This is a genomic window from Streptomyces sp. NPDC053513, assembly GCF_044544765.1.
GTDB lineage: Bacteria > Actinomycetota > Actinomycetes > Streptomycetales > Streptomycetaceae > Streptomyces > Streptomyces litmocidini.
Window position 1 is genome coordinate 172,810 of sequence record NZ_JBITXP010000001.1, and the last position, 23,675, is coordinate 196,484.

Annotated in this window: 9 protein-coding genes; 5 read left to right on the forward strand and 4 right to left on the reverse strand. The window is 76.2% G+C overall.

The window, feature by feature from the left end:
- Nucleotides 1–28: 28 nt before the first annotated feature.
- From ACIGW4_RS00765 to ACIGW4_RS00775, 3 genes are all read right to left on the reverse strand, one after another.
- Entirely contained in the window at nt 29–1,252 is a 1,224-nt protein-coding gene (locus ACIGW4_RS00765; RefSeq protein ID WP_399577536.1) for an acyl-CoA dehydrogenase family protein, read from the reverse strand.
- A 67-nt stretch (nt 1,253–1,319) separates the two neighbouring features.
- A complete protein-coding gene (locus ACIGW4_RS00770; RefSeq protein WP_399577537.1) occupies nt 1,320–8,186 on the reverse strand; it encodes an amino acid adenylation domain-containing protein in 6,867 nt (2,288 codons plus the stop codon).
- 22 nt (nt 8,187–8,208) lie between these two features.
- Nucleotides 8,209–17,862 (reverse strand): type I polyketide synthase, encoded by a 9,654-nt coding sequence (locus ACIGW4_RS00775; RefSeq protein WP_399577538.1) that lies wholly within the window; start codon nt 17,860–17,862, stop codon nt 8,209–8,211.
- Between the two features lie 197 nt (nt 17,863–18,059).
- Between ACIGW4_RS00775 and ACIGW4_RS00780 the strand changes: the two genes are divergently transcribed.
- Nucleotides 18,060–19,112 (forward strand): aldo/keto reductase, encoded by a 1,053-nt coding sequence (locus tag ACIGW4_RS00780; protein WP_221211250.1) that lies wholly within the window; start codon nt 18,060–18,062, stop codon nt 19,110–19,112.
- Between the two features lie 71 nt (nt 19,113–19,183).
- Here ACIGW4_RS00780 and ACIGW4_RS00785 read toward each other — a convergent pair whose 3' ends face one another.
- A complete protein-coding gene (locus ACIGW4_RS00785; RefSeq protein ID WP_398710542.1) occupies nt 19,184–20,086 on the reverse strand; it encodes a helix-turn-helix domain-containing protein in 903 nt (300 codons plus the stop codon).
- A gap of 94 nt (nt 20,087–20,180) precedes the next feature.
- On the opposite strand from ACIGW4_RS00785, the gene ACIGW4_RS00790 reads away from it, so the two are divergent.
- From ACIGW4_RS00790 to ACIGW4_RS00805, 4 genes are all read left to right on the forward strand, one after another.
- On the forward strand, nt 20,181–21,206 hold the full coding sequence (locus ACIGW4_RS00790) for an aldo/keto reductase (protein WP_399577542.1): 1,026 nt from the start codon (nt 20,181–20,183) through the stop codon (nt 21,204–21,206).
- A gap of 103 nt (nt 21,207–21,309) precedes the next feature.
- Nucleotides 21,310–21,765, forward strand: coding sequence for a MarR family winged helix-turn-helix transcriptional regulator (locus tag ACIGW4_RS00795; protein WP_123455918.1), 456 nt, complete (start codon nt 21,310–21,312; stop codon nt 21,763–21,765).
- A 150-nt stretch (nt 21,766–21,915) separates the two neighbouring features.
- Entirely contained in the window at nt 21,916–23,094 is a 1,179-nt protein-coding gene (locus tag ACIGW4_RS00800) for an NADP-dependent malic enzyme (RefSeq protein ID WP_123455917.1), read from the forward strand.
- Between the two features lie 99 nt (nt 23,095–23,193).
- A complete protein-coding gene (locus ACIGW4_RS00805) occupies nt 23,194–23,499 on the forward strand; it encodes a putative quinol monooxygenase (protein WP_359591038.1) in 306 nt (101 codons plus the stop codon).
- Nucleotides 23,500–23,675: the final 176 nt, after the last annotated feature.

Consider the following 23,675-nt stretch of genomic DNA (forward strand, 5'->3'; position numbering starts at 1 on the left):
GCGCGTTCGGGGAGGCGGCGCCGTCGGGTCAGACGTGGGGGGAGGCGGGGTCGCCGCCGAGTCGCAGGGTGCCGACTCCGTCGAGGATCCTCTCGGCGGAGGCGACGTGGCGGCCCGCGGTGATCAGGTCGCGCAGACACCGGTCGAGCGGGGTGCGCTCGGTGTAGACGGCCGCCGATCCCACCGCGTCGTACAGCAGCTGGACCGCTTCCCGGCAGGCGCGGTGGGCGAACCGGCGGGCCAGCGCGGCCGTGCCGCGTTCGGGTGCCACGCCGGCGGTCTGGGCCGCCCAGGCCTTCTCCAGCGTGGAGTACACATAGGCGTCCGCCGCGCCGATCAGGGATTCGGCGCGCGCGAGGTCGGCCGGGGCCCCCGGCCACGGCGGCGCGGCGCGCCTGGCGGCGAGGAGCTCACGGGCGCTGTCCAGCGCGGCCCCGGCGATGCCCAGCGGGATGCCCGCCATCTTGTGGGCGAGGTTGTCGGCGCGCAGGTGGGGCGGTTCCCCGTGGGCGCCGGGCGGCTGGAGCGCGAAGGTGTGGTGCCGCGGTACGTGGAGGTCGACGGCCTCCACGTCGTGCGAGCCGGTGCCGCGCAGGCCGGTGGCGTGCCAGGTGTCGATCACGCGCAGCCGCGCGGTGTCGAGGACGGCGATCCTCGGGGTGCCGTCCGGGGCGTGGAAGCCGGCCAGCATCCGGTCGGCGTGGGTGATTCCGCTGGCCTGGGCCCAGCGGCCCGACAGGAGGTAGCCGTCGCCCCGCCGGACCGCCCGCCCGGTCGGCGGGAGCACGGTGGCGGTGACCATGTCGGGGTCCGGGAACAGTTCGGTGAACACCTCGTCGGGGAGGTGGACCGCGGCCAAGGCGGCGTTCAGGGCGACGGCCGCGCACCAGGCGACCGAGCCGTCCCCCCGGGCCAACAGGTCGACGGCCCGGGTGATCTGCGGCACCGTCAGCTCCACGCCGCCCCGGCGGGGCGGCAGGGCCGCGCGCAGCAGCCCGGTGGCCTTCAGGCCGTCGAGGACGTCGGCGGGGAGCCGGCCCAGCCGTTCGATCTCGGACGCGCGTGCCGGGAGGTCCGCGGCGTATGCCCGTACGCGGTCCATGACCTGCCCGGCCGTCGGGGCCGGTTCGGCCGGCGGGGCCGGGGCGGCCGGCGGGGCCGGGGCGGCGGTGCGGGGACCGAGGGCGGCCGGCGGGGGCGGGGCGGTCGTCAGGGCCGGTTCGGGGTGGGGCGGCAGTTCCGCGGTGGTCATCCGGTCCTCCTCCTGGTGCGGCTGTCCCCACCGGTCCGGTGGGGGTGGTGCTGTCGGCGGGCGCGGGTCACAGGTCGTCCAGGGCCTTGTCGAGTGCGGCGGCCAGGGTCCGGAGGTCCGGGTGGCGCATGACGCTGTAGTGGTCGCCGGGCACGTCGACGCTCTCGGCCCGGTCGCCGAGGAGCGCCAGCCACCGGCGGGTGGTCCGGGGAGTGGCGCCGTCCATGGCGCGCAGGAGCCGGACCCTGCCCCGATAAGGGGCGGGCTCGTGGTCGGCCAGGGCGCGGCTGAGGCGCAGGAAGCGGCCCGCGAGCCGTTCCAGGGTGGGGGCGTCGACGTCGGCGGGCAGGACGGCGGCCTCCCGGGCCCGGACGAACAGTTCGCCGATCGGGGACCTGCCGTCCGCGGGTTCCAGGTCGGCCGGGTCGGGGGCCCAGTCGCTGCCCGCGAGTCCGGCCAGGTCGCGGGCGAAGCGGGCGAGCAGCTCCGGGTCGGAGGGCGCTCGCGTGCGGCCGGGCGGTTCGAGCAGGTCCACGGCCGCGACGAGTTCGACCGTCCTGCCCCGCTCGGTGAGCAGGCGGGCGGTCTCCAGGGCGATCACGCCGCCCATGGACCAGCCGCCGAGGCGGTACGGGCCTTGCGGGAAGCGGGCGGTGAGCGCGTCGGCGTAGTGCGCGGCGAGGTCGGCGACGGTGTGCGGCGCGGGGTCGAGGTCGGGGTACTGGAGGGCGTGGAGCGGCTGGTCGTCGTCGAGGAGGGTGCCGAGCGCGGCGTAGCAGAGCACGTCGCCGCCGACGGGGTGGACGAGGACGAGCGGCGGCCGGGTCCCGCCGTCCCGGATCGTGACCAGCGCCGCCCGGTCCGTGTCGTCCGGCCGCTCGCGCAGCGCCTCGGCGAGGGCCGCGACGGTCGGCCGTGCGAGCAGCGTGGCCACCGGCAGCGACCGGCCGGTGCGCTGCCGGACGCGGGCCATGAGCCGTACCGCGAGGAGGGAGTCGCCGCCGAGGTCGAAGAAGTCCGCGGTGACGTCGACGGGTCCGTCGGCCGGCGGGAAGAAGTCCGCCCAGATGCCGGCGAGGAGCCGTTCGGTCGCGTCGCGCGGGGCGGTCGCCCGCGCCGGGCGGGCCGCCGTCTCCCGGGGGGACGGCAGGCGGCCGCGGTCCACCTTGCCGTTGCCGGTCAGCGGGAGTTCGTCCAGGAGGACGACGCGGGCGGGCACCATGGCGCCGGGCAGTTCCTCGCGGAGCGCTTCGCGCAGCGCGTCCTCGGTGCTGTGCGAGACGGCGTACGCGACGAGGTGCCGCGGGCCGCCGCGCTCGCCCTCGGCCGTCACGGCCGCGGCGCGGACGTCCGGCCGCCGCAGCAGCGCCGCCTCGATCTCGCCGAGTTCGATGCGGTGGCCGCGGATCTTCACCTGGGTGTCGAGGCGTCCCAGGAACTCGATGGTGCCGTCCGGGAGGTAGCGGCCGAGGTCGCCGGTCCGGTAGAGCCGTTCCCCGGTGGTGGGGTGGTGCGGGAACGCCGCGCGGGTCTTCTCCTCGTCGCCGAGGTAGCCGCGGGCCAGGCCGGCCCCGGAGATGTACAGGTCGCCGGGGACCAGGGCCGGGCGGGGCCGCAGCGCCTCGTCCAGGACGTGGAACTTCTGGTTCCGTAGGGGTCTGCCGTACGGGACGCTCGTCCACCGCGGGTCCACGTGGGTGATCGGGTGCTGGATGGACCAGATGGCCGCCTCGGTCGCGCCGCCGAGGCTCCAGGTCCGCGCGTTCGGCAGCGCCGAGGCGATGGCGCCGGGGAGGGTGACCGGGATCCAGTCGCCGCTCAGCATCACCACGCGCAGCGACGGCGGGCCGTCGAGGGTGCGCAGGTGCTCGACGAACATGTCCATCAGGGCGGGGACGCTGTTCCAGATCGTCACCCGGTGCCGGTTCACCAGGTCCAGCCAGGCGGCCGGTTCCCGCCGGTCCGACGCGTCGGGCAGGACGACGGCGCCGCCGGCCGCGAGCGGGCCGAAGACGTCGTAGACCGAGAGGTCGAAGTGGAGTGCGGACAGGCCCAGGACTCGGTCGTCCGCGGTCACGGCGAACCGGTCGTTGACGTCCTGGACCGTGTTGACCGCGGCGGCGTGCTCGATCATCACGCCCTTGGGGGTGCCGGTGGAGCCCGAGGTGAAGATGACGTACGCGAGGTCGCGGGGCCCGGCCGGGCAGGGCGGCGGGGTGCCCCTCTCCCCGTCGGCCGGCCCGGCGTCGACGCGCAGCGCGCGGGTGCCGTCCGGGAGGTCGAGGCCGTCCGCGTCCGGCGTCCGGGTCAGGGCCAGCCGTACGCCGGCCGATTCCATGATCGTGCGGAGCCGGCGGGCGGGCATGGTGGCGTCGAGCGGTACGTAGGCGGCGCCGGCCTTGAGGACGCCGAGGGCCGCGACGACCTGCTCCCAGCCCTTCTCCATCACGATGCCGACGAGCGTGCCCGGGCCCGCGCCGTGGCCGGCCAGCCAGTGGGCGATCCGGTCGGAGCGGCGGTGCACCTCGTCGTAGGTCAGGGTCCGGGAGGCGGTGATGACGGCGGGCGCGTCCGGCCGGGCCGCGGCCTGCCGCAGGAACCCGTCGTGCAGCAGCCCGGCGGGGAGGGGGCCGTCGGTGGCGTTGGCGGCCCGCCGGAGCTCCAGGTCGGCGGCCGGCACCGGCACGGACGGCGGGCGGCGCCAGGCCGTCTCGCCGCACAGGTCCCGCACCAGTTCCCGGTAGGCGTCCCACATGCCGTCGACGACGCCGTCGGGGAACACCTCCTCCACCACGTCCCAGTTGAGGACCAGTTCCCCGTCCTCCTCCAGGGCCTGGTGGTCGAGCCAGACCTGTGGCGTCCGCACCGAGCTGGAGACCGGGCGGCCGGCGGTGCCGAGGGCGGTCAGCGCCGTGAGCGCGCCGGGCCCGCCGGTGGCCCGCCCCGAGAAGCCGAGCGTGCTGGTGAAGACCACCGGCATGCTCGCGAGGCCGGTGCCGCCCCGGGTGCGGTTGAGCTCGCGCAGCACCTCGACGCCGCTGACGTACCCGTGTTCGAGGTCGGTCAGGAGCTGGTCCTGCAGCCTCCTGGCGCCGGAGGCGAAGGCCTCGGCGGGGGCGGCGTCGACTTCGAGGAGGGTGGTCGCGCTGAGGTTTCCGACGATCCGGCCGGCGTCCTCGTGCAGGGGCCGCCGGTGGAACGCCAGCACGTTGAGCGTGAAGCGCGGCGAGGCGCTCCAGGCGGCGACGACCTGCGCGTACGCGGCGCACAGGGCCGCCGAGGGGGAGACCCCCGCCGCGGTGGCGTGGTCCTTGAACCGCCGCCAGGCGCCGGGTCCGACACGGGCCGTGCGGTGGGTGAAGACCGGCCGCCGGGGCGCGGGGCCCGGGCGCAGCGGCAGGGCGGGGGCGGGCGGCAGCGAGTCGAGGCGGCCCTGCCAGTAGGCGAGGGCCCCCTCGCGCCGCGCGGCGTCCTCCTCGGCCGCGGCCAGCACGTAGTCCCGGTAGGTGACGGCGGGGGCGGGCGCGTCGGGCGTGCCGGAGCGGTAGGTCTGCGCCCATTCCCGGAACAGCAGGGCGGAGCTGCGCCCGTCGATGATCAGCGCGTCGAAGTTGAGGTGCAGCCGGGTGGTGCGCGCGTCCAGCAGGGTCGCCCGGACGTCGAACAGCGGCCAGACCGCGGTGTCGAAGACCTGGTGGCGCATCTCCTGGTGGATCTCGGCCAGTCGGCGGGCCCGCTCGGCCTCGTCGCACGCCCGCAGGTCGACCGTCGTGATCCGGTACGGGGGGACCTCGGGGAGCACGCGCTGGCGGCCGTCCTCGCAGATGACCGCGCGGAGCATGTCGTGCCGGTCGACCAGGTGCCGGAAGGCGGCGGCGAGCCGCTCGGTGTCGGTGTCGTCGAGGTCGACCTCGACGAGGAAGGAGGTGGGGACGCCGCCGAGCTCGAAGGCATCGGTCCGGCCCACCAGATAGGCCTGTTGGAGGGCGGTGAGGGGGAACGGCTCGTACCGGGCCGCCGGGTCGGCGGGCGACGTCGTCGCGGGTGGTGCCGTGGCGGGCGACGCTGTGGCGGGCGGCGGCGTGGCGGGCTCGGCGGTCCGGTGCGTGCCGCCGGGCGCCGTCCGGGCGGTCCGGACGGTCCGGGTGAGGTCGTCGACGCTCCGGCCGTCCAGGAGGTCGCGCAGCGGGACGTCGACGCCGAGCCGGCGGACGAGGCTCTGCCGGACGTCCATGGCGATCAGCGAGTCGACGCCCAGGCTCCGCAGCGGCAGGTGCAGTTCGTCACCGGTGACGACGGCGCCCCGCGCCCGCCCGACGATGCCGGCCACCGTCTCGGGGGCGTCGCCGGTGGCGGGCTCGGGGTCCTGGCCGGTGCCGGGAGCGGTGGTCCGTACGGTTTCCCGTACGGTGTCGGACTCGGTGTTCCGTACGGTGTCGGGCGCGGTGTTCCGTATGGTGTCGGACTCGGCGTTCCGTACGGTGTCGGTCGCGGCGTTCCATACGGTGTTGGGCGCGGCTTCGGGGTGTGGGCGGTCGCTGCGGGTGGCCCTGGTCGGGAGCCAGTACCGCTCGCGCTGGAAGGGGTGTCCGGGCAGGGTGGCGGGCGGGCCGCCGAGGTCGCCGTGCACCCGCTTCCAGTCGATCCGCGTGCCGTGGACGAAGAGGGCGCCGAGGCCGTCGAGGAGGGTGCGGCGGGCGTCCTCCCCCGCGCACAGCGACGGCAGGAAGGCGGCGGGAGCGGTCGCCCGGAGCCCGTCGAGGACCGGCGAGGCGGGCCCCAGCTCCACGAAGCCGCGCTGTCCGCCGCGCAGGAGCGCGGCGACCGTGTCGGTGAACCGTTCCGGCCCGGCGGCGTCCGTCGTGGGCCGGGTCGCCGCCTGCCACGCGTCCCGCAGGCTCATGGTCCCCTGGAGGCAGGCGGCCACCGGCTCGCCGACGCCGTGGCCGAGGACGGCGGCGGGCTCCACGCCCCAGGACCGCCACAGTTCGGCGAGCGCGTACGCGACGGCGAACGGCGAGCGCCGGTCGGCACCCGCCTCGGCGCACCGCGCCAGGGCGTCGCGGAAGACGGGCTCGGTGTCGGCCAGTCCGGCGAGCGTGTCGGCGTACCCCGGTTCCGGGAAGCCGGTGACGAGGAAGACCGGGCCCCGGTCCGCCTTCGGGGGCCGGACGCCGACGCGGACGCCGGGCGGCGGATCCCCGTCCGGGCGCGTCCGGGCGAGGAGGCCGCGCAGTTCGGCGCGCGAGGAGGCGACGGCCGTGAGCCGGTGCGGGAAGTGCGCCCGCCCGAGGCTCGTGGTCCGGCAGATCGCCGCGAGCGATTCTCCGGTGGCGGCACCGGTGGACTCGGCGGCGAGCCCTGCGCCGCCGCCGTGGATGTCGATGTCGCTGCCGCTGCCGACATCGGAGTCGGAGTCGGCGTCGGCGTCGGCGTCGGCGTCGGCAAGCAACTCGGCGTAACGTGCGGCGAGTTCGGCGAGGGCGGTCGGGGTCCTGGCCGACAGGGTCAGCAGGCGCGGCCGGTCCGGCGCGTCGGCGGGCGGGGTGCTGCCGGGGTCGGCGGGGGCCTCTTCGAGGATGACGTGGGCGTTGGTGCCGCTGATGCCCTGTGAGGACACCGCCGCGCGGCGCGGCCCGGACGTCTCGGGCCACGCGGACTGCCGGGCGACGAGCTCGACGCCCGCCGACCAGTCGACGTGCGGGGTGGGCTCCGCCACGTGGAGGGTGGCGGGGAGGCGGCCGTGCCGCATCGACAGGACCGTCTTGATGACGCCGGCGACGCCGCCGGCCGCCTGGGTGTGCCCGATGTTCGACTTCACCGAGCCGAGCCGCAGCGGCCGGTCGCGGCCGGAGCCGTAGACGGCGAGCAGGGCGCGGGCCTCGATCGGGTCGCCGAGCGGGGTGCCGGTGCTGCCCGCCTCCACCACCTGGACGTCTCCCGGCTCCAGGCGCGCGTCCTTCAGGGCCTGCCGCAGGACCCGCTGCTGCGCGGCGCCGTTGGGCGCGGTGAGGCCGTGGCCGGCGCCGTCCTGGTTGACCGCGCTGCCGCGCACCACGGCCAGGACGGGGTGGCCCAGGCGCCGGGCGTCCGACAGCCGTTCCACCAGGAGCATGCCCACGCCCTCGGAGAGGCCGCTGCCCGAGGCGGCGGCCGAGAAGGGGCGGGACCTGCCGTCCGGCGAGAGGCCCCGCATGCGGGTGAACTCGGTGAACAGCCGGGGGGTGGACATGATGGTCGCGCCGCCCGCCAGCGCCAGCGCGCACTCGCCGCGGCGCAGCGACTGGACGGCCAGGTGCAGCGCGACCAGCGAGGACGAGCAGGCCGTGTCCACGGTGAGGGCCGGGCCGCGCAGGCCGAACGTGTAGGAGATCCGGCCGGAGGCGATGCTGCCGACCGACCCGGTGGTCAGGAAGCCCTCGGCCTCCTCCGGCACGTCGTCGCCCGTCTGCCCGTAGTCCTGGCAGGACAGTCCGGTGAAGACGCCGGTCTCGGTGTCGCGTACCGACTCCGGATCGATCCCGGCGTCCTCGAACGCCTGCCAGGCGGTTTCGAGGAGCAGCCGTTGCTGCGGGTCCATGGCCAGGGCCTCGCGCGGGCTGATGCCGAAGAAGCCCGCGTCGAAGTCCGCCGCGCCGCGCAGGAAGCCGCCCGCGCCGGTCAGGCTCCGGCCGCCGCCGTCGGGGTCGTACAGGCCCTCGTCCCAGCCCCGGTCCCGGGGGAAGGGGCCGACGGTCTCGCCGCCCTCGACGAGCAGCCGCCACAGGGCGGCGGGCGAGTCGATCCCGCCCGGGTAGCGGCACGCCATGCCGACGATCGCGATCGGCTCCCGGTCGCCGTCCTCCAGCTCGCGCAGCCGCTCGCGGGTCCGGTGCAGGTCGAGGGTGAGGCGCTTGAGGGAGCCGAGCAGCCTCTCGTCCGTTTCTGATGCCATGACGGATCGGTCCTTCGCGGGGTCAGGAGCCGGAGAGCTCGCGGTCGATGAAGTCGAGGAGTTCGTCGGCGGTCGCGGCCTCGATGAGTGCCGCCACCCGCGCCTCGGAGTCTTCGGAGTCCCCGGAGTCTCCGGAATCCCGGGAGTCCCCGGAGCCCTTGGAGTCCCCGGAGACGTCCGGGGGTGCGACCGCGGCCGTTTCGCGGGCCCCGGTCGGCGGGTCGGCCGGGGTCTCCTCGCCGAGGGCGAGTCCGGCGTCCAGGACGGCGACGACCTCCGGCGGCGTGGGGGCCTCGAAGAGGAGGGTGACGGGGAGTTCGAGGCCGGTCGCCGCGTTGAGGCGGTTGCGGAACTCGACCGAGGTGAGCGAGTCGAGCCCGAGCTCGCCGAACGGCCGGTCGTCCACGATCTTCTCGGGGTGGGTGCCGAGGACGGCGGCCATGTGGGTACGGACCAGGTCGGCCAGGACCTCCGCCCGTCGCGCGGCGGTCAGGCCGGTGAGCTCCTCCCGCAGCGGCCTCGGCCGCCGGCGGCCGGGGTCTCCCCCGGGCCGTCCCGGGCCGCCGGCCGCCACTTCGCGGAGCACCGGCGGGAGGTCCGCCGCCAGGTCGCGCAGGGCCTCGCGGTCGAACCTGGCGGGGGCCAGGACGGCGTGCGGGGACGGCAGCGCCGCCTCGAGGAGGGCCAGGCCGTGGTCGGGGGCCATCGGCACCAGGCCGGCCCGGGCGAAGCGGGCGCGGTCGGCGTCGGTGAGGGCGCCGATCATGCCGTCCGGGTCGTCCCAGAGGCCCCAGGCCAGTGCCAGGGCGGGCAGGCCCCGCGTCCGGCGGTGGCGGGCGAGCCCGTCGAGGAAGGCGTTGGCGGCGGTGTAGCCGCCCTGGCCGGCCCCGCCGAGCGTTCCCATGACCGAGGAGGCCAGGACGAACGCGGTCAGCGGGTGGCCCGCGGTCAGTTCGTGCAGGTGCCAGGCCGCGTCGGCCTTGGCGCGCATGACCCGGTCGATCTGACCGGGGGTCAGCGAGGTGACCGGCGCGTCGTCCACCAGGCCCGCGACGTGGACCACCGCGGTCAGCGGGTGCCGTTCGGGCACGGCGTCGATCAGCGCGGCGACGGCCCGCCGGTCGGCGACGTCCACGGCCGCGAAGTCCACCCGGGCGCCGAGGCCGGCCAGTTCGGCCGCGAGACCGGCGGCGCCCGGCGCGTCACCGCCGCGGCGGGAGGCCAGCAGGAGCCGTCGTGCGCCGTGGGCGGTGACCAGGTGGCGGGCGAGGGCCCGGCCGACGGCGCCGGTGCCGCCGGTGACGAGGACGGTGCCGTCCGGGTCGAGGACCGGCGGGACGGTGAGGACCACCTTGCCGACGTGGGCGCCCTGCCGCAGCAGCCCGAACGCCTCGGGCGCGTGCCGGACGTCCATGGCGGTGACGGCGGGCCAGGTGAAGACGCCCTCGGCGAACAGCTCGACCACCCGGTTCAGGAGCCGGCCGAGGTGCTCGGGCGGCAACTGGAGGAGGTCGGACGCCCGGTGGCGCGCGCCGGGGTGCGCGGAGGCCACCTCGGCGGGGTCCCGCGGGTCGGTCCTGCCCAGCTCGACCAGGAGGCCGCCGGGCCGCAGCAGCCGCAGCGACTCGTCGAGCAGCTCGCCGGTGAGGGAGTTCAGGACGAGCGCCATGCGCCGGCCGCCGGCGCCGAAGCGGGCGCCGAAGCCGGGCTCGCGGGAGGAGGCGAGCCGGTCGTCGGTCAGGCCGAGGGCGCGCAGCGCGGGCCACTTGGCGGGGCTCGCGGTCGCGTGGACGTCGGCGCCCAGGTGCCGGGCCAGCTGGACCGCGGCCATGCCGACGCCGCCCGCGCCGGCGTGGATCAGGACGGGGTCGCCCGCGGCCGTCCCGCCGAGTTCGGTCAGGGCGTGCAGGGCGGTCATGTGGGTGACGGGCACCGCGGCGGCCTGGGTGAAGGACCAGCCGTCGGGGATCTTGACGAGGGTGCGGTGGTCGGCGTGGGCCTGGTCGGCGAACGCGCCGGAGAACAGGCCCATCACCCGGTCGCCGACGGCCAGTCCGGTGACGCCGGGGCCGGTCGCGGTCACCACGCCCGCGCCTTCCAGGCCGAGCGGGCCGGGGTCGCCGGGGTGCATGTCGAGCGCGCCGAGGACGTCGTGGAAGTTGAGCCCGGCGGCGCGGACCGCGATCCGGACCCGGCCGGGTCCGGGTTCGGCGGCGGCCTCGGGGCACGGCCGGATCTCCAGGGCGGCCAGGGTGCCGCGTTCCGGGATGTCCAGGCGCCAGGCGGGCGCGTCCCCGGGCAGCGGCAGGGCGGGGCCGCCGGCGGCGGGCTTGAGGCGGGGCACGAGGACCGCGCCGTCGCGGACCGCCAGTTGGTGTTCGTCCGACGCCGTCGCCGCGGCCGGGACCCCGGCGGTCTCCGGGCCGAGGTCGACCAGGACGAACCGGCCCGGGTGTTCGACCTGTGCCGTCCGCACCAGGCCCCAGACCGCCGCCTGCGCGAGGTCGGTCACGGTCTCGCCGGGCCGGACCGCGACGGCCCCCCGGGTGACCAGGACCAGCCGGGCCCCGGCGGGCCGGTCCTCGGCGAGCCACCGGGCGAGCAGGTCCCGCGTGCGGCGGACCGCGTCCCTGGCCGCCGCCGGCACGTCGGAGGCGTCCGCGCCGCCCGGGCAGGCCACGACGGCGTCCCCGGCCGGCCGTGCCGCCGCGAGCGGCGCGTCCGGCTCGTACGCGTCCCACGGCACCGGCACCCGGTAGGCCGGTCCCCCGGCGGAGGTGGTGGGCAGCGGTTCCCAGTCCGGCGTGAACAAGGAGTCGCGGGCCGCGGCGGCGGGATCGAGGGAGCGGGCCGTCGTGACCGGGAGGAGTTCCAGCGACTCGACGAGGGCCGCGGGCTTTCCGGCGGGGTCGAGCAGGGTGAGGGAGGTCCCCCCGTCGTCGGCGGGCCGCGCGTGCGCCCGCAAGGAGGCGTGGCCGCCCGCGCCGAGGAGGGTCACGCCTCGCCAGCGCAGCGGCTGCACGGGCCGGCCCAGGCGGCCGAGCGCCTCCGCGGCCTGGGCGTGCAGGGAGGCGTCGAGCAGGGCGGGGTGGAGGTGGTACGAGCCGGCGTGCGGGGCCTCCGGCTCGGGGAGGACGGCCTCGGAGAACCACTCCTCCCCGTGGTGCCAGGCGGCCCGGAGCCCCTGGAACACCGGTCCGTGCCCGTGGCCGCGCAGGGCGAGGTCCTCGTACAGACGCGCCACCGACACCGACACCGGCGCCGACGCCGACGCCGCGCCGACGGGCGGCCAGGGGGTGGGGGCCGGAGAGCCGGAGGCCGAAGAGGCGGAGGCCGGTGGGACGGGAGCCGGAGAGGCAGAGGCGGCTGGGGCGGAGACCGGAGAGACGGAGGCCGGTGAGACGGAGCTCTCCGGGACGGAGGCCGGAGAGACGGAGGCCGGTGGGACGAGTCGGGTGGGGCCCAGGGTGCCTCGGGCGTGTTCGGTCCATTCCCCGCCGGGCGCCCGGCTCGACACCCGACAGGCGCGCAGCCCGGCGGCGTCTTCGGCAGCCACCCTGACCCTCAGGTCGACGGCGCCGTCCCGCGGGAGTTCCAGGGGCGCGAGGAGCGTCAGTTCCTCGACGCGTGCCGTGCCGACCGTCGCGCCGGCGTGCAGGGCCATCTCCAGGAATGCCGTGCCCGGCACGGCGGCCCCGCCCGCGAGCGTGTGGTCGGCCAGCCAGGGATGGGTGCGGATGGACAGCCGTCCGGTGAACACCGTCTCGCCGTCGCCGAGGTCGACGGCCGCCCCGAGCAGGGGGTGACCGGCCGGGTCCTGGCCGAGTTCGACGGCGCCCGAGGGGCCGGCCGTGGGCATGAGCCAGTGGCGGCGGTGCCGGAAGGGGTAGGTGGGGAGGGCGAGGAGGCCGTCGGTGTCCGTGACCGGGCCGGTGAGCCGTTCCCACGCCAGGGGCAGGCCCCGGACGTACGCCTCGGCGGCGGAGGTGAGGAAGCGGCGCAGGCCCCCGTCGTCGCGGCGCAGGGAGGCGGTCACGATCCCGTCGGCTCCGGCCTCCTGGAGGATCTGGCCGAGGGCGCCGGTGAGGACCGGGTGCGGGCCGGCCTCCACGAACGTGGTGTGGCCGGAGGCGACGAGCGCCTGGGCCGCCTCCTGGAAGCGGACCGTGTGCCGCAGGTTGCGGTACCAGTACGAGGCGTCGAGTCCGGCGCCCTCCTGCCAGTCGGCGGTGACCGAGGACATCATCGGGATCTCGCCCGCGCGCGGCGTCAGGGACGCGAGGCCGGCGAGGATCCGGTCGCGGATCGGTTCGACCGCCGGGCTGTGCGAGGCGAAGGCGGCGGGGATGACGCGGGCGTCGACGCCCTCGGTCCGGTAGCCGTCGACCAGGGCGGCGATCGCGTCCGGAGGGCCGGCCACGGCGGTGGTGGAGGGTCCGTTGACGGCGGCGACGGCGAGGAGGGCGCCGAGGCGTTCCCGTACCCGCTCGGCGGGCAGCGGGACCACCGCCATGCTCCCCTTGCCCATCAGGTCGACGGCGACGGCGCTGCGCAGCGCGATGGCGCGGGCGCCGTCGTCGAGGGAGAGCGCCCCGGCCACGACGGCGGCGGCGATCTCGCCCTGGGAGTGGCCGATCACGGCGTCCGGGACGAAGCCGGCCGACCGCCACAGCGCGGCCAGCGACACCATCACGGCCCACAGGGCGGGCTGTACGACGTCGACCCGGTCGAGCAGGGGCTCGCCGGCCAGGACGTCGGCGAGCGACCAGTCGACGTACGGGGCGAGGGCGCGCTCGCACTCGGCCAGGCGGGCGGCGAAGACGGGGCTCTCGGCGGCGAGCCGTGCCGCCATGCCCCGCCACTGGCCGCCCTGGCCGGGGAAGACCAGCACGGTCCGGCCGGGCTCGGCGGCCCGGCCGGTGACGAGGCCGGGGGCCTCCTCGCCGCGGGCCAGCGCGTCCAGGGCGCGCACGGCCTCCCGCCGGTCGGCGGCGATCACCACGGCGCGCTCGTCGAGGGAGGCCCTGGTGGTGAGGGCGGGTGCCGCGCCGACCGGGTCGAGGGGTCCGGCGGCCAGCCCGCGGGCCTGCTCCCGCAGCGCGTCCGTGGTCCGGGCCGACAGGACCACGGGGACCACGGGCGGCCGCGCCGGCTCCTCGGCGGGTTCGGGCGCGGGGGGCGGTTCGGCCAGGATCACGTGCGCGTTGGTGCCGCTGATGCCGAACGAGGAGACGCCGGCGCGGCGCGGCGCGCCGGTGGGCGGCCAGGGGCGGGAGCGGTCGAGGAGGGCCACCGCGCCGGAGTCCCAGTCCACGTGCGGGGAGGGTTCGTCGGCGTGCAGGGTGGCGGGCAGGGTCGCGTGGCGGAGGGCCTGGACCATCTTGATGACGCCGCCGACGCCCGCCGCCGCCTGCGCGTGTCCGATGTTCGACTTGAGGGAGCCGAGCCACAGGGGCCGGTCGCGGTCGCGTCCGTAGGCGGCCAGCAGGGCGTTGGCCTCGATCGGGTCGCCGAGCGCGGTGCCCGTCCCGTGCGCCTCCACGGCGTCGATCTGTCGCGGGGTCAGGCCGGCGTCGGCCAGGGCCTCCTCGATGACGCGCTGCTGGGCGGTGCCGCTCGGGGCGGAGAGCCCGTTGGAGGCGCCGTCGGAGTTGACGGCGCTGCCGGCGATCACCGCGAGGACGGGGTGGCCGTGGCGGCGGGCGTCCGAGAGCCGTTCGACCACGAGCATGCCCGCGCCCTCGGCCCAGCCGGTGCCGTCCGCCCGGGCGGAGAAGGCCTTGCAGCGGCCGTCGGCGGCCAGCACCCGCTGGCGGGAGAGTTCCACGAACATGCCGGGGGTCGCCATGACGGTGACCCCTCCGGCCAGGGCGAGCGCGCACTCTCCCCCGCGTACGGCCCGCACCGCCTGGTGCAGCGCGACCAGTGACGCCGAGCAGGCGGTGTCGATGGTCAGCGCGGGCCCGTTCAGGCCGAGGACGTAGGAGATCCGGCCGGAGACCACGCTCACGCCGGTGCCGGTGAGGAGGTGGCCCGCGACACCGGGTCCGGCCGCTTCCATGCCGGGCCCGTAACCGGAGTGCATCGCCCCGGCGAACACTCCCGTACGGCTCCCCCGCAGCGTCGCGGGGTCGATCCCGGCGCGCTCCAGCGCCTCCCAGGCGACCTCCAGGAGGAGCCGCTGTTGCGGGTCCATGGCGAGCGCCTCGCGCGGGCTGATCCCGAAGAACTCCGCGTCGAAACCGGCCGCGTCCCGCAGGAAACCGCCCTGGCGCACGTACGAGGTGCCCGCGCGTTCCGGGTCCGGGTGCTGGAGGGCCGCCAGGTCCCAGCCGCGGTCCTCGGGGAAGTCGCCGATGGCGTCGGTGCCGGTGGCGACCAGGTTCCACAGGTCGTCGGGGGACCCCACCCCGCCGGGGAAGCGACAGGCCATGCCGATGATGACGACGGGGTCGTCGTCCGGGGCGTCGTCGGAGTCGTCGTCCGGGGCTCCCGTGGCGGAGGGGACGTCGGTACGGGCGGGGGCGGGCGGCTCCGGTGCGGCCTCGGGGGAACGGCCCGTCGGCGACTCGCCCGCAGCGCCGATCGAGGTGATCGCGGCGGCCGCGGCGGCCGGGCTGGGGTGGTCGTACAGGAAGGTGCTCTCCAGCCGGAGCCCCGTGGCGGTCGACAGCCGGTCGCGCAGTTCGAGGGTCATGGCCGAGTCCAGGCCCAGTTCCCGGAAGGTCAGGCCGGGCCCGACGTCGGCGGCCGAACCGGCGCCGAGCACGACGGCGGTGAGGCTTCGCACCTGCTCCAGGACCGCTCGCGGGTCCCCGGACGGGGGCGCGGCCGGGGACGGGGCCGGGGGCGGGGGCCCGTCCGGTGCCTCCCCGATGGCCCCGGTGGCCTCGGTAACCCCGGTGGCCCCAGTGGCCCCCGGCAGTCCCGCGGGCCAGAAGGAGCGGCGCTGGAAGGGATAGGTCGGCAGATCGACCAGGGGGGCGGAGCGCGACAGCAGCGAGGCCCAGTCGACGGCGGCGCCGTGCACGAAGGCGTCGGCCGCCGCGGTGAGGAACCGGCGCCGGCCCCCGTGGTCGCGCCGGAGCGTGCCCAGCGCGGCCCCGTCGCCGCCGCGCAGGTCGATCGCCTGGCGGACGGCCGTCGTGAGGACGGGGTGCGGGCTGACCTCCAGGAAGGTCGTGTGGCCGGCGCCCAGCAGCCTCTCGACGGCCGGTCCGAACCGCACGGGTTCGCGCAGGTTGCGGAACCAGTAGGCGGGGTCCAGGGCGGCGGTGTCGATCGGTTCGGCGGTGACGGTGGAGACGAAGGGCACGTCGACGGAGCGCGGGGCGATCCCGGCGAGGGCGGCGAGCAGCTCCTCCCGCAGCTCCTCGACGTCCGCGCTGTGCGAGGCGTAGTCGACGGGGACCGGGCGGGTGCGCACCTGCTGCCCGTAGTGGGCGGCCAGCGCGTCGAGTTCGGCGACCGGCCCGGCGACCACCGTGTGCGCGGGGCCGTTGACCGCGGCGACTGCCGACGCGGGGGCGACCGTGCGGAGGTCCCGCGCCACCCGTTCGGCCGGCGCCTCCACCCACAGCAGTCCGCCCCGCCCCGCGATCCGGCGCAGCGTCCGGGCGCGCAGGGCCACGATCCGCGCGCCGTCCTGGAGGGAGAGGGCGCCCAGGGCGGTGGCCGCGGCGATCTCGCCCTGTGAGTGGGCCACCACGGCGGCGGGTTCCACGCCGGCCGCGCGCCACAGTGCGGCCAGCGACACCATCACCGCCCACAGGGCGGGCTGGATCACCTCGTCGCCCTCCAGCGGCGGCGCGCCGGGGACGGCGCGCAGGACGTCGGTGACCGACCAGCCGGTGTGGGGGCGCAGGGCGTCGGCGCAGGCGGCGAGGCGGTCGGCGAAGACCGGCTCGGTGTCGAGCAACTCCGCCGCCATGCCCGCCCATTGGGAGCCCTGCCCGGGAAAGACGAAGACCGGCCGGACCGGTGGCCCCTCGTGGCGGCCCTCGGTCACGGCCGCCGACGGGCGGCCGGCCGCCCGGGCCTCCAGCCCGGCGAGGAGGCCGTCGCGGTCGTCGGCGACGACGACGGCGCGGTGCGCGAACGTGGTGCGGGTGACGGCCAGCGACCGGCCGACGGACGCGGTCCCGAGGTCCGGGCGCACCTCCAGCCGGGCGCGCAGCCGTTCGGCCTGGTCCCGCAGGGCGGCTTCGTCGCGTCCCGACAGGACCCAGGGGACCGGGCCGGCGCCGCCCTCTCCGGCCGTACCGCTCACCCCGGCCGCGCCGCCCCCTCCGGCCGTCGCACTCCCCCCGGCGGCATCGCTCCCGCCCACGGCATCGCTCCCGCCTGCCGCATCGCTTCCGCCCGCCGCATCGCTCCCGCCGGCTCCGTCGGTCGCCTCGGCGCCCCGCCAGTCCGTCAGGATCACGTGGCAGTTGGTGCCGCCGATCCCGAACGAGCTGACCCCGGCCACCAGCGGTGCCTGCGGGGACGGCCAGGGCCGGGTCTCGGTGTTGACCCGCAGGCGGAGTTCGTCGAGCGGGATCCGCTCGCCGGGGCCGGAATGGTTCAGGCTGGGCACGAGTGCGCGGCGGCTGACGCACAGGACGGTCTTGATGAGGCCGGCGATGCCGGCGGCGCCTTCCAGGTGGCCGATGTTGGTCTTCACCGACCCGACCAGGAGGGGTGCGTCCCCGGTACGGGCCGAGCCCAGCGCCGCGCCGAGCGCGGCGGCTTCGACCGGGTCGCCGACCCGTGTCCCGGAGCCGTGCAGTTCGACGTACTGGATCTCGCCCGGTGCGACGCCGGCGTCGGCGCAGGCGGCACGGAGCAGCCGTTCCTGCGAGGCGCGGCCGGGGGTGGAGAGGGTCTCGGTGGCGCCGTCGTTGTTCAGGGCGCTGCCGCGGATGACGGCGTGGACGCGGTCGCCGTCCCGGACGGCGTGTTCCAGGAGCTTGAGGACGACGATCCCGCCGCCCTCGCCGCGCACGTAGCCGTTGGCGCGCGCGTCGAAGGTGAAGCAACGGCCGTCCGCCGACAGGGTTCCGGCCCGTTCCAGGGTCAGGGTGCTGCGCGGCGCGAGGATCAGGTTGACGCCGCCGGCGAGGGCGAGGTCGGAGGTGCCGTCGCGCAGGCTCGCGCACGCGAGGTGCACGGCGGTCAGCGACGAGGACTGTCCGGTGTCCACGACCAGGCTCGGGCCGGTCAGGCCGAGCGCGTGGGAGATCCGGTTGGCGGTCACGCCGCGCTGCAGTCCGGTGAGCGTGTGGCCGGTCACCGCGTCGGGGCCCAGGTCGTGCAGCAGGGTGGCGTAGTCGTCGGCCGTCACGCCGAGGAAGACGCCCGTGGGGCCGGCTTCGAGGCGGTGGGGCGGGATCCTGGCGTCCTCCAGGGCCTCCCAGGCCAGTTCGAGGGCCAGGCGCTGCTGCGGGTCCATGGCCACGGCCTCTCGGTGCGAGATGCCGAAGAAGTCGGGGTCGAAGCGGTCCACGTGGTCGAGGAACCCGCCGCGGGCCGGTCCGCGGCCGGCCGGCCGGTCGGTGAGGGCGTCGCGGCCGTCGTGGAGCAGCGGCCAGAACGCGTCGGGGCCGTCCGCCCCCGGGAAGCGGCAGCCGATGCCGACGACCGCGACGGCGCGTGGGGGGAGGTCGCGCCTGCCCCGGTCGGCTTCGTTCCTCATCGTTCCCCCTCGCAGTCCCCATACAATCAGACAGCAGATGACCATAAGACGCCTTACATTCACCGTCAACAGCACCCCGCCGCGCATCGGCCCGCGACCGGAGAACCGGAGCGTCCGCAGAAGCGCTTGCATACATAAGATCTCTTATATAGAGTCAGCCTCGAATCACCGTCAGCAAGTGGAGGGTTGAAAGTTCCATGACACTGCCTGCCAAGCAGCTCGGCACGACCTCGATGACCATCAGCCGCACCGGCTTCGGGGCCTGGGCCATCGGTGGCGGGGGCTGGCACTACGCCTGGGGTTCCCAGGACGACGCCGCCTCGGTCGCCGCCATCCGGCACGCCGTCGAGGCCGGCGTCAACTGGATCGACACCGCCGCCGTCTACGGCCTGGGACACTCCGAGGAGGTCATCGCCAAGGCCATCGCCGACTTCCCCGAGGCCGACCGCCCGTACGTGTTCACCAAGTGCGGCCTGGTCTGGGACGACAACGACCCGACCGCCCCGCCGCGCAACTCGATGCGGCCCGACAGCGTCCGCCGCGAGGTGGAGGGCTCCCTGCGCCGCCTCGGCGTCGAGAGCATCGACCTGTACCAGGTGCACTGGCCGGACACCGGCGGCGAGGCCCTCGACTACAACGACCCCCAGGCCCAGGCGGCGGCGCGGGGCGCCACGCCGCTGGAGGAGTACTGGCAGGTCATGGCCGACCTGAAGGCCGAGGGCAAGGTCCGCGCCATCGGCCTGTCGAACCACTCCCCCGAGCAGGTCGCCGCCGCCGAGCGGGTCGCCCACGTGGACGTCGTCCAGCCGCCCTTCTCGGCGATCAACCGCTCCTCCGCCGAGCTGATCGCGCAGGCGAAGGCGGCGGGCACCGGCGTCATCGTCTACTCGCCCATGCAGTCGGGCCTGCTGACCGGCGCGTTCTCCAAGGAGCGCGCCGCCTCCCTGCCGGACGACGACTGGCGCAAGACCCACCCCGACTTCACCACCGGCCTGGACGCCAACCTCGCCCTCGCCGCCGCCCTCGTCCCGGTGGCCGAGCGGCACGGCGTCTCCACCGGCGCCGTCGCCGTCGCCTGGGCGCTGGCCTGGCCCGGCCTCGACGGCACGATCGTCGGCGCCCGCACCCCCCAGCAGGTGGACGGCTGGATCGCCGCCTCGACGCTCGAACTGACCCCGGCCGACTTCGCCGAGATCGCCCGCGCCATCGAGACCACCGGCGCCGGCGAGGGCCCGGTCTCCGCCGCCTGACCCCCCGCGTGGAGCCGCCCGTTCCCCCCGGGCGGCTCCGCATCCCCCCACCAGGGCCGGACCCCGAGGGATCATCCCTCCCCGGGGCCCGGCCCTGCCGTGTGCGCGCCGGGGCCGTACGCCCCCGGCCCCGGATCGCCGGCCGCGGCGGGCCGCCGCGCGCCGGCGGCCGGGAGGTACGTGAACAGCAGCCGGTCCGGCTCGCCCCACGGGACGAGCACTTCGAGGTGGTGGCCGGCCTCACCACGGGCGGGACGCTCGGCGCACGGGGCACCGGCGGCACCCCCGGGCGCGCCCCGGCCGGACCAGCGCCGGGCGAAGTCGGGGCTGTGGGAGGACAGTTCGCGGACGAGGCCGGCCAGGAGCGGGTCGTCGGAGCACCGTGCGGCGTGGTCGCGCAGGGCACCCACCACCGCTTCCGCGGTGTCCTCGCCGCGGAGGGCCGGCGGCCGGGCCGGGAGGGGGAGGAAGACCAGCCGGGCGAGGTTGCGGTCGGCGGCGGGCAGGGCGGCGAAGTCCACCAGGGCCTCCCGCGCGCACGGGTTCCAGGCGAGGACGTCCGTACGGCCGCCGAGGAGGACGGCGGGCGCGTGGCGGAGCGCGGCCAGCAGCCGGAGCGGCCCGGGACGGGCTTCCGGGACCCCGGGGCACTCTCCCGGGACCTCGGGACGCTCCTCCAGGACTCCGGGGCGACCTCCCGGCCCCCCGGGCCGAGCGAGGGCCCGCAGCCGGGCGCTGCCCCGCTCGTCCAGCCCGAGGACGGCCGCCACCTTCGCGCAGACGGCCTCGGAGACGGTGCGGACGCGCCCCTGCTCCAGACGGGCGTAGTAGTCGGCGCTGATCCCCGCGAGCAGCGCGAGCTCCTCGCGGCGCAGGCCCGGCACCCGACGGCGCGTCACCCCCGGGGGCAGACCGAGGTCCGCCGGACTGAGCGCCGCCCGCCGGTCACGGAGGAACTCCCCCAGCTCCGACATGATAATCAGCCCCCTCATAGACATAAGACATCGAATAAGTGTCAGTAGACTACACAGAGAGAGCCGCATCCCGCGGCGACGGAGAGGAACGACCATGCGCACCACCACTCTCGGACGCACCGGCATCACGGTCAGCCGTGTCGCCCTCGGCACGATGATGCTCGGCGCCTGGGGAAACCCGGACCACCAGGAGGCCGAGCGCCTGATCCACACCGCCCTGGACGCGGGGGTCACCCTCATCGACACGGCGGACATGTACTCCGCCGGCGAGTCGGAGGAGATCGTCGGCAAGGCCCTGAAGGGCCGACGGGACGAGGTGGTCCTGGCGACCAAGGTCCACTTCCCGATGGGAGAGGGCGGGCTGCGGCAGGGCAACTCGCGCCGTTGGATCCGGCAGGCCGTCGAGGACAGCCTGCGCCGCCTGGACACCGACCGCATCGACCTCTACCAGGTCCACCGGCCCGACCCGACGACCGACATCGACGAGACGCTGTCGGTCCTCTCCGACCTGGTCCGCGAGGGCAAGGTCATGGCCATCGGCAGCTCCGACTTCCCCGCCGAGCAGATGGTGGAGGCCCGCTGGACGGCCGAGCGCCGCGGCCACGTGCCGTTCCACACCGAGCAGCCGCCCTACTCCGTCTTCATGCGGGGCGTGGAGCGGTCCGTGCTGCCCACCGCGCAGAAGTACGGCGTGGGGGTGCTCACCTGGAGCCCGCTCGCCAGCGGCTGGCTGACCGGCCGCTACCGCCGCAGCACGCCGCTCGAACTCAACGCCTTCCGGCGCGACCTCATCTCGCACAAGTTCGACCAGAGCCTGCCGGGCAACGCGCGCAAGTACGAGATCGTCGAGGACCTGATCGAGCTCGCCGCGGAGGCGGGCCTGCCCCTCACCCACCTGGCGCTCGCCTTCGTGCTCAGCCACCCGGCCGTCGACAGCGCCATCATCGGCCCGCGCACCGTCGAGCAGCTCGACGACCTGCTGGCCGCCGCCGACGTCGAACTCGACGACGCGATCCTGGACCGGATCGACGAACTCGTCCCGCCCGGCACCGACCTCAACCCGTCGGACGCCGACTACACGCCGCCGCACCTGGCGGACGCGGCGCTGCGACGCCGCTGATCAGCGCGGTGCGCGTGCCATCGGGACGGCGGTGCACATCTGAAACAAGACTGTTCTCAGATGCCATGCACCAATAAGAGATATGCGGGGTAACCTTCGAGTCATGGCGTCATCGGCGATGGAAGAACGCATCGGGGACCGCATCAAGCGGGTGGAGCAGGAGCTCACCTCCGCCAAGCATGCCGCGCTCCGGCCGTTCAAGATCAATGTCCCGCAGTACAACGTGCTCCTGGCCCTGCAGCAGCAGCCGGGACTGTCGGGAGCGGCCCTCGCGCGCCGCGGCATGGTCACACCGCAGACGATGTCGTCCGTCCTCTCCACCCTGGAGGGCCGGGGCCTCGTCGAGCGCCGGCCCCATCCGATCCACCTGAACATCCTGGAGGCCCACCTCACCCGGACCGGCAGCACGCTGGTCCGGCGCGCCGACGAGGCGGTCAAGGAGGTGGAGGGCCTGCTGGCCGGCTGCTTCAAGCCGCGCGAGGCCGCGGAGTTCCTGACCCGGCTCGACGCGTGCTCGGCGGCGCTGGCCGGCTTCAAGCCCGCCGCCGCCAAGAAGTAGCCGAGAAGCGGCCGCCCGCCCCCGGCTCCGTCCCGGCCCCCGTCCCGCATCCGGGACGGGGGCCGGATCCGCTTGTTCTATAAGATCTCTTATATAAGACTGGGATCGAATGGGCATCAGATACGCCACCCTTCGATCCAAGGAACCCTCATGTCCGCGAGCACCGCGAACCCCCGTGACCTGGACCCGGCCTTCGCCCTGCACCGCGGCGGCAAACTCGCCGTCACCCCCACCGTCCGCGTCGACGACCCCCAGCAGCTGTCCCTCGCCTACACGCCCGGCGTCGCCCGCGTGTGCACCGCCATCGCCGAAGACCCCGACCTGGTCCACGACTACACCTGGGCCGCGCGCACCGTCGCCGTCGTCACCGACGGCACCGCCGTCCTCGGCCTCGGCGACATCGGCCCCCGGGCCGCCCTGCCGGTCATGGAGGGCAAGGCCCTGCTGTTCAAGCAGTTCGCCGGCGTCGACGCGGTGCCCGTCTGCCTGGCCACCACGGACGTCGACGAGCTGGTCGAGACGGTGATCCGGCTCGCCCCCGGCTTCGGGGGCATCAACCTGGAGGACATCAGCGCGCCCCGCTGCTTCGAGATCGAGGACCGCCTGCGCGCGGCCCTCGACATCCCCGTCTTCCACGACGACCAGCACGGCACCGCCGTCGTCGCCCTCGCCGCCCTGCGCAACGCCGCCCGCCTGACCGGGCGGGACCTCGGCGAGCTGCGCGCCGTGGTCGCCGGAGCGGGCGCCTCGGGCATCGCCGTCAGCCGGATCCTGAAGGAGGCGGGGATCGGTGACATCTCCGTCGCGGACAGCAAGGGCATCGTCCACGCCGGACGGGACGACCTCAACCCGGCCAAGGCGGCGCTCGCCGGGTGGAGCAACGCGGCCGGCTACACCGGATCCGTCGAGGAGGCGCTGCGCGGCGCCGACGTGTTCATCGGCCTGTCCGGTGCCACGATCACCGAGGGCGCCGTCGCCGGCATGGCCGGGGAGGCGATCGTCTTCGCCCTGTCCAACCCCACGCCCGAGGTGGAACCGGCCGTCGCCCGCCGCCACGCGCGCGTGGTGGCCACCGGCCGCAGCGACCACCCCAACCAGATCAACAACGTGCTCGCCTTCCCCGGCATCTTCCGGGGGGCCTTCGACGCCCGCGCCACCGCGATCACCGAGGGCATGAAGCTCGCGGCCGCCGAGGCCATCGCCGGGACCGTCGGCGACGACCTGCGGGCCGACTTCGTCGTGCCGAGCCCGTTCGACCCGCGGGTGGCGCCCGCCGTCGCCTCCGCCGTCGCCGAGGCGGCCCGCCGCGACGGCGTGGCCCGCGCCTGACGCCGCGGGGGGGGCGGGCCCGCACCGGCCCGCCCCCGCCCCTCACCCCCTCCACCCCTTTCCTTCCTCCCATCCCTCTCCCTACGAAGCGAGGACACCATGTACACCGTCGCCGTCTCCTTCGACGTGCCCGCCGAACGGCGCCAGGACTTCATCGACGCCGCGCTGGAGGACGGGCGCCAGTCGCTCGCCCACGAGCCCGGCACCCGCGCCTTCGACCTCGTCGCCGACGCGGAGGACCCCGACCGCTTCTACCTGTACGAGGCGTACGACGACGAGGCCGCGTTCGACGCGCACTGCCAGGGGCCGTACTTCGCCCGCTTCTTCGAGACGGTCGGGGCCTGGGCCGAGGGCCCGACCTGGCTGCTGCGCGGCACGAGCGTGCCGGCGCCGACCCCGGCCTGACGGAGACGGCCGGTGCCCCTCGGGACACCGGCCGTCCGGCAGGCCGTACGGCGGGGGGGGGCCCCCGGGCCCCCCCCCCCGCCCCGCGCCCCCCCCCCCCCCCGGCCCCCGCCCGCGCCCCCCCCCGCCCCCCCCCCCCCCCCCCCCCCCCGCCGGCCCCCCCCCCCGCGGGCCCG

What these genes read in the sequence shown, in the direction of transcription:
- ACIGW4_RS00765 (WP_399577536.1), bottom strand. Translation starts at nt 1,252, where the DNA reads ATGACCACCGCGGAACTGCCGCCCCACCCCGAACCGGCCCTGACGACC.
- ACIGW4_RS00770 (WP_399577537.1), bottom strand. Translation starts at nt 8,186, where the DNA reads ATGGCATCAGAAACGGACGAGAGGCTGCTCGGCTCCCTCAAGCGCCTC.
- ACIGW4_RS00775 (WP_399577538.1), bottom strand. Translation starts at nt 17,862, where the DNA reads ATGAGGAACGAAGCCGACCGGGGCAGGCGCGACCTCCCCCCACGCGCC.
- ACIGW4_RS00780 (WP_221211250.1), top strand. Translation starts at nt 18,060, where the DNA reads ATGACACTGCCTGCCAAGCAGCTCGGCACGACCTCGATGACCATCAGC.
- ACIGW4_RS00785 (WP_398710542.1), bottom strand. Translation starts at nt 20,086, where the DNA reads ATGTCGGAGCTGGGGGAGTTCCTCCGTGACCGGCGGGCGGCGCTCAGT.
- ACIGW4_RS00790 (WP_399577542.1), top strand. Translation starts at nt 20,181, where the DNA reads ATGCGCACCACCACTCTCGGACGCACCGGCATCACGGTCAGCCGTGTC.
- ACIGW4_RS00795 (WP_123455918.1), top strand. Translation starts at nt 21,310, where the DNA reads ATGGCGTCATCGGCGATGGAAGAACGCATCGGGGACCGCATCAAGCGG.
- ACIGW4_RS00800 (WP_123455917.1), top strand. Translation starts at nt 21,916, where the DNA reads ATGTCCGCGAGCACCGCGAACCCCCGTGACCTGGACCCGGCCTTCGCC.
- ACIGW4_RS00805 (WP_359591038.1), top strand. Translation starts at nt 23,194, where the DNA reads ATGTACACCGTCGCCGTCTCCTTCGACGTGCCCGCCGAACGGCGCCAG.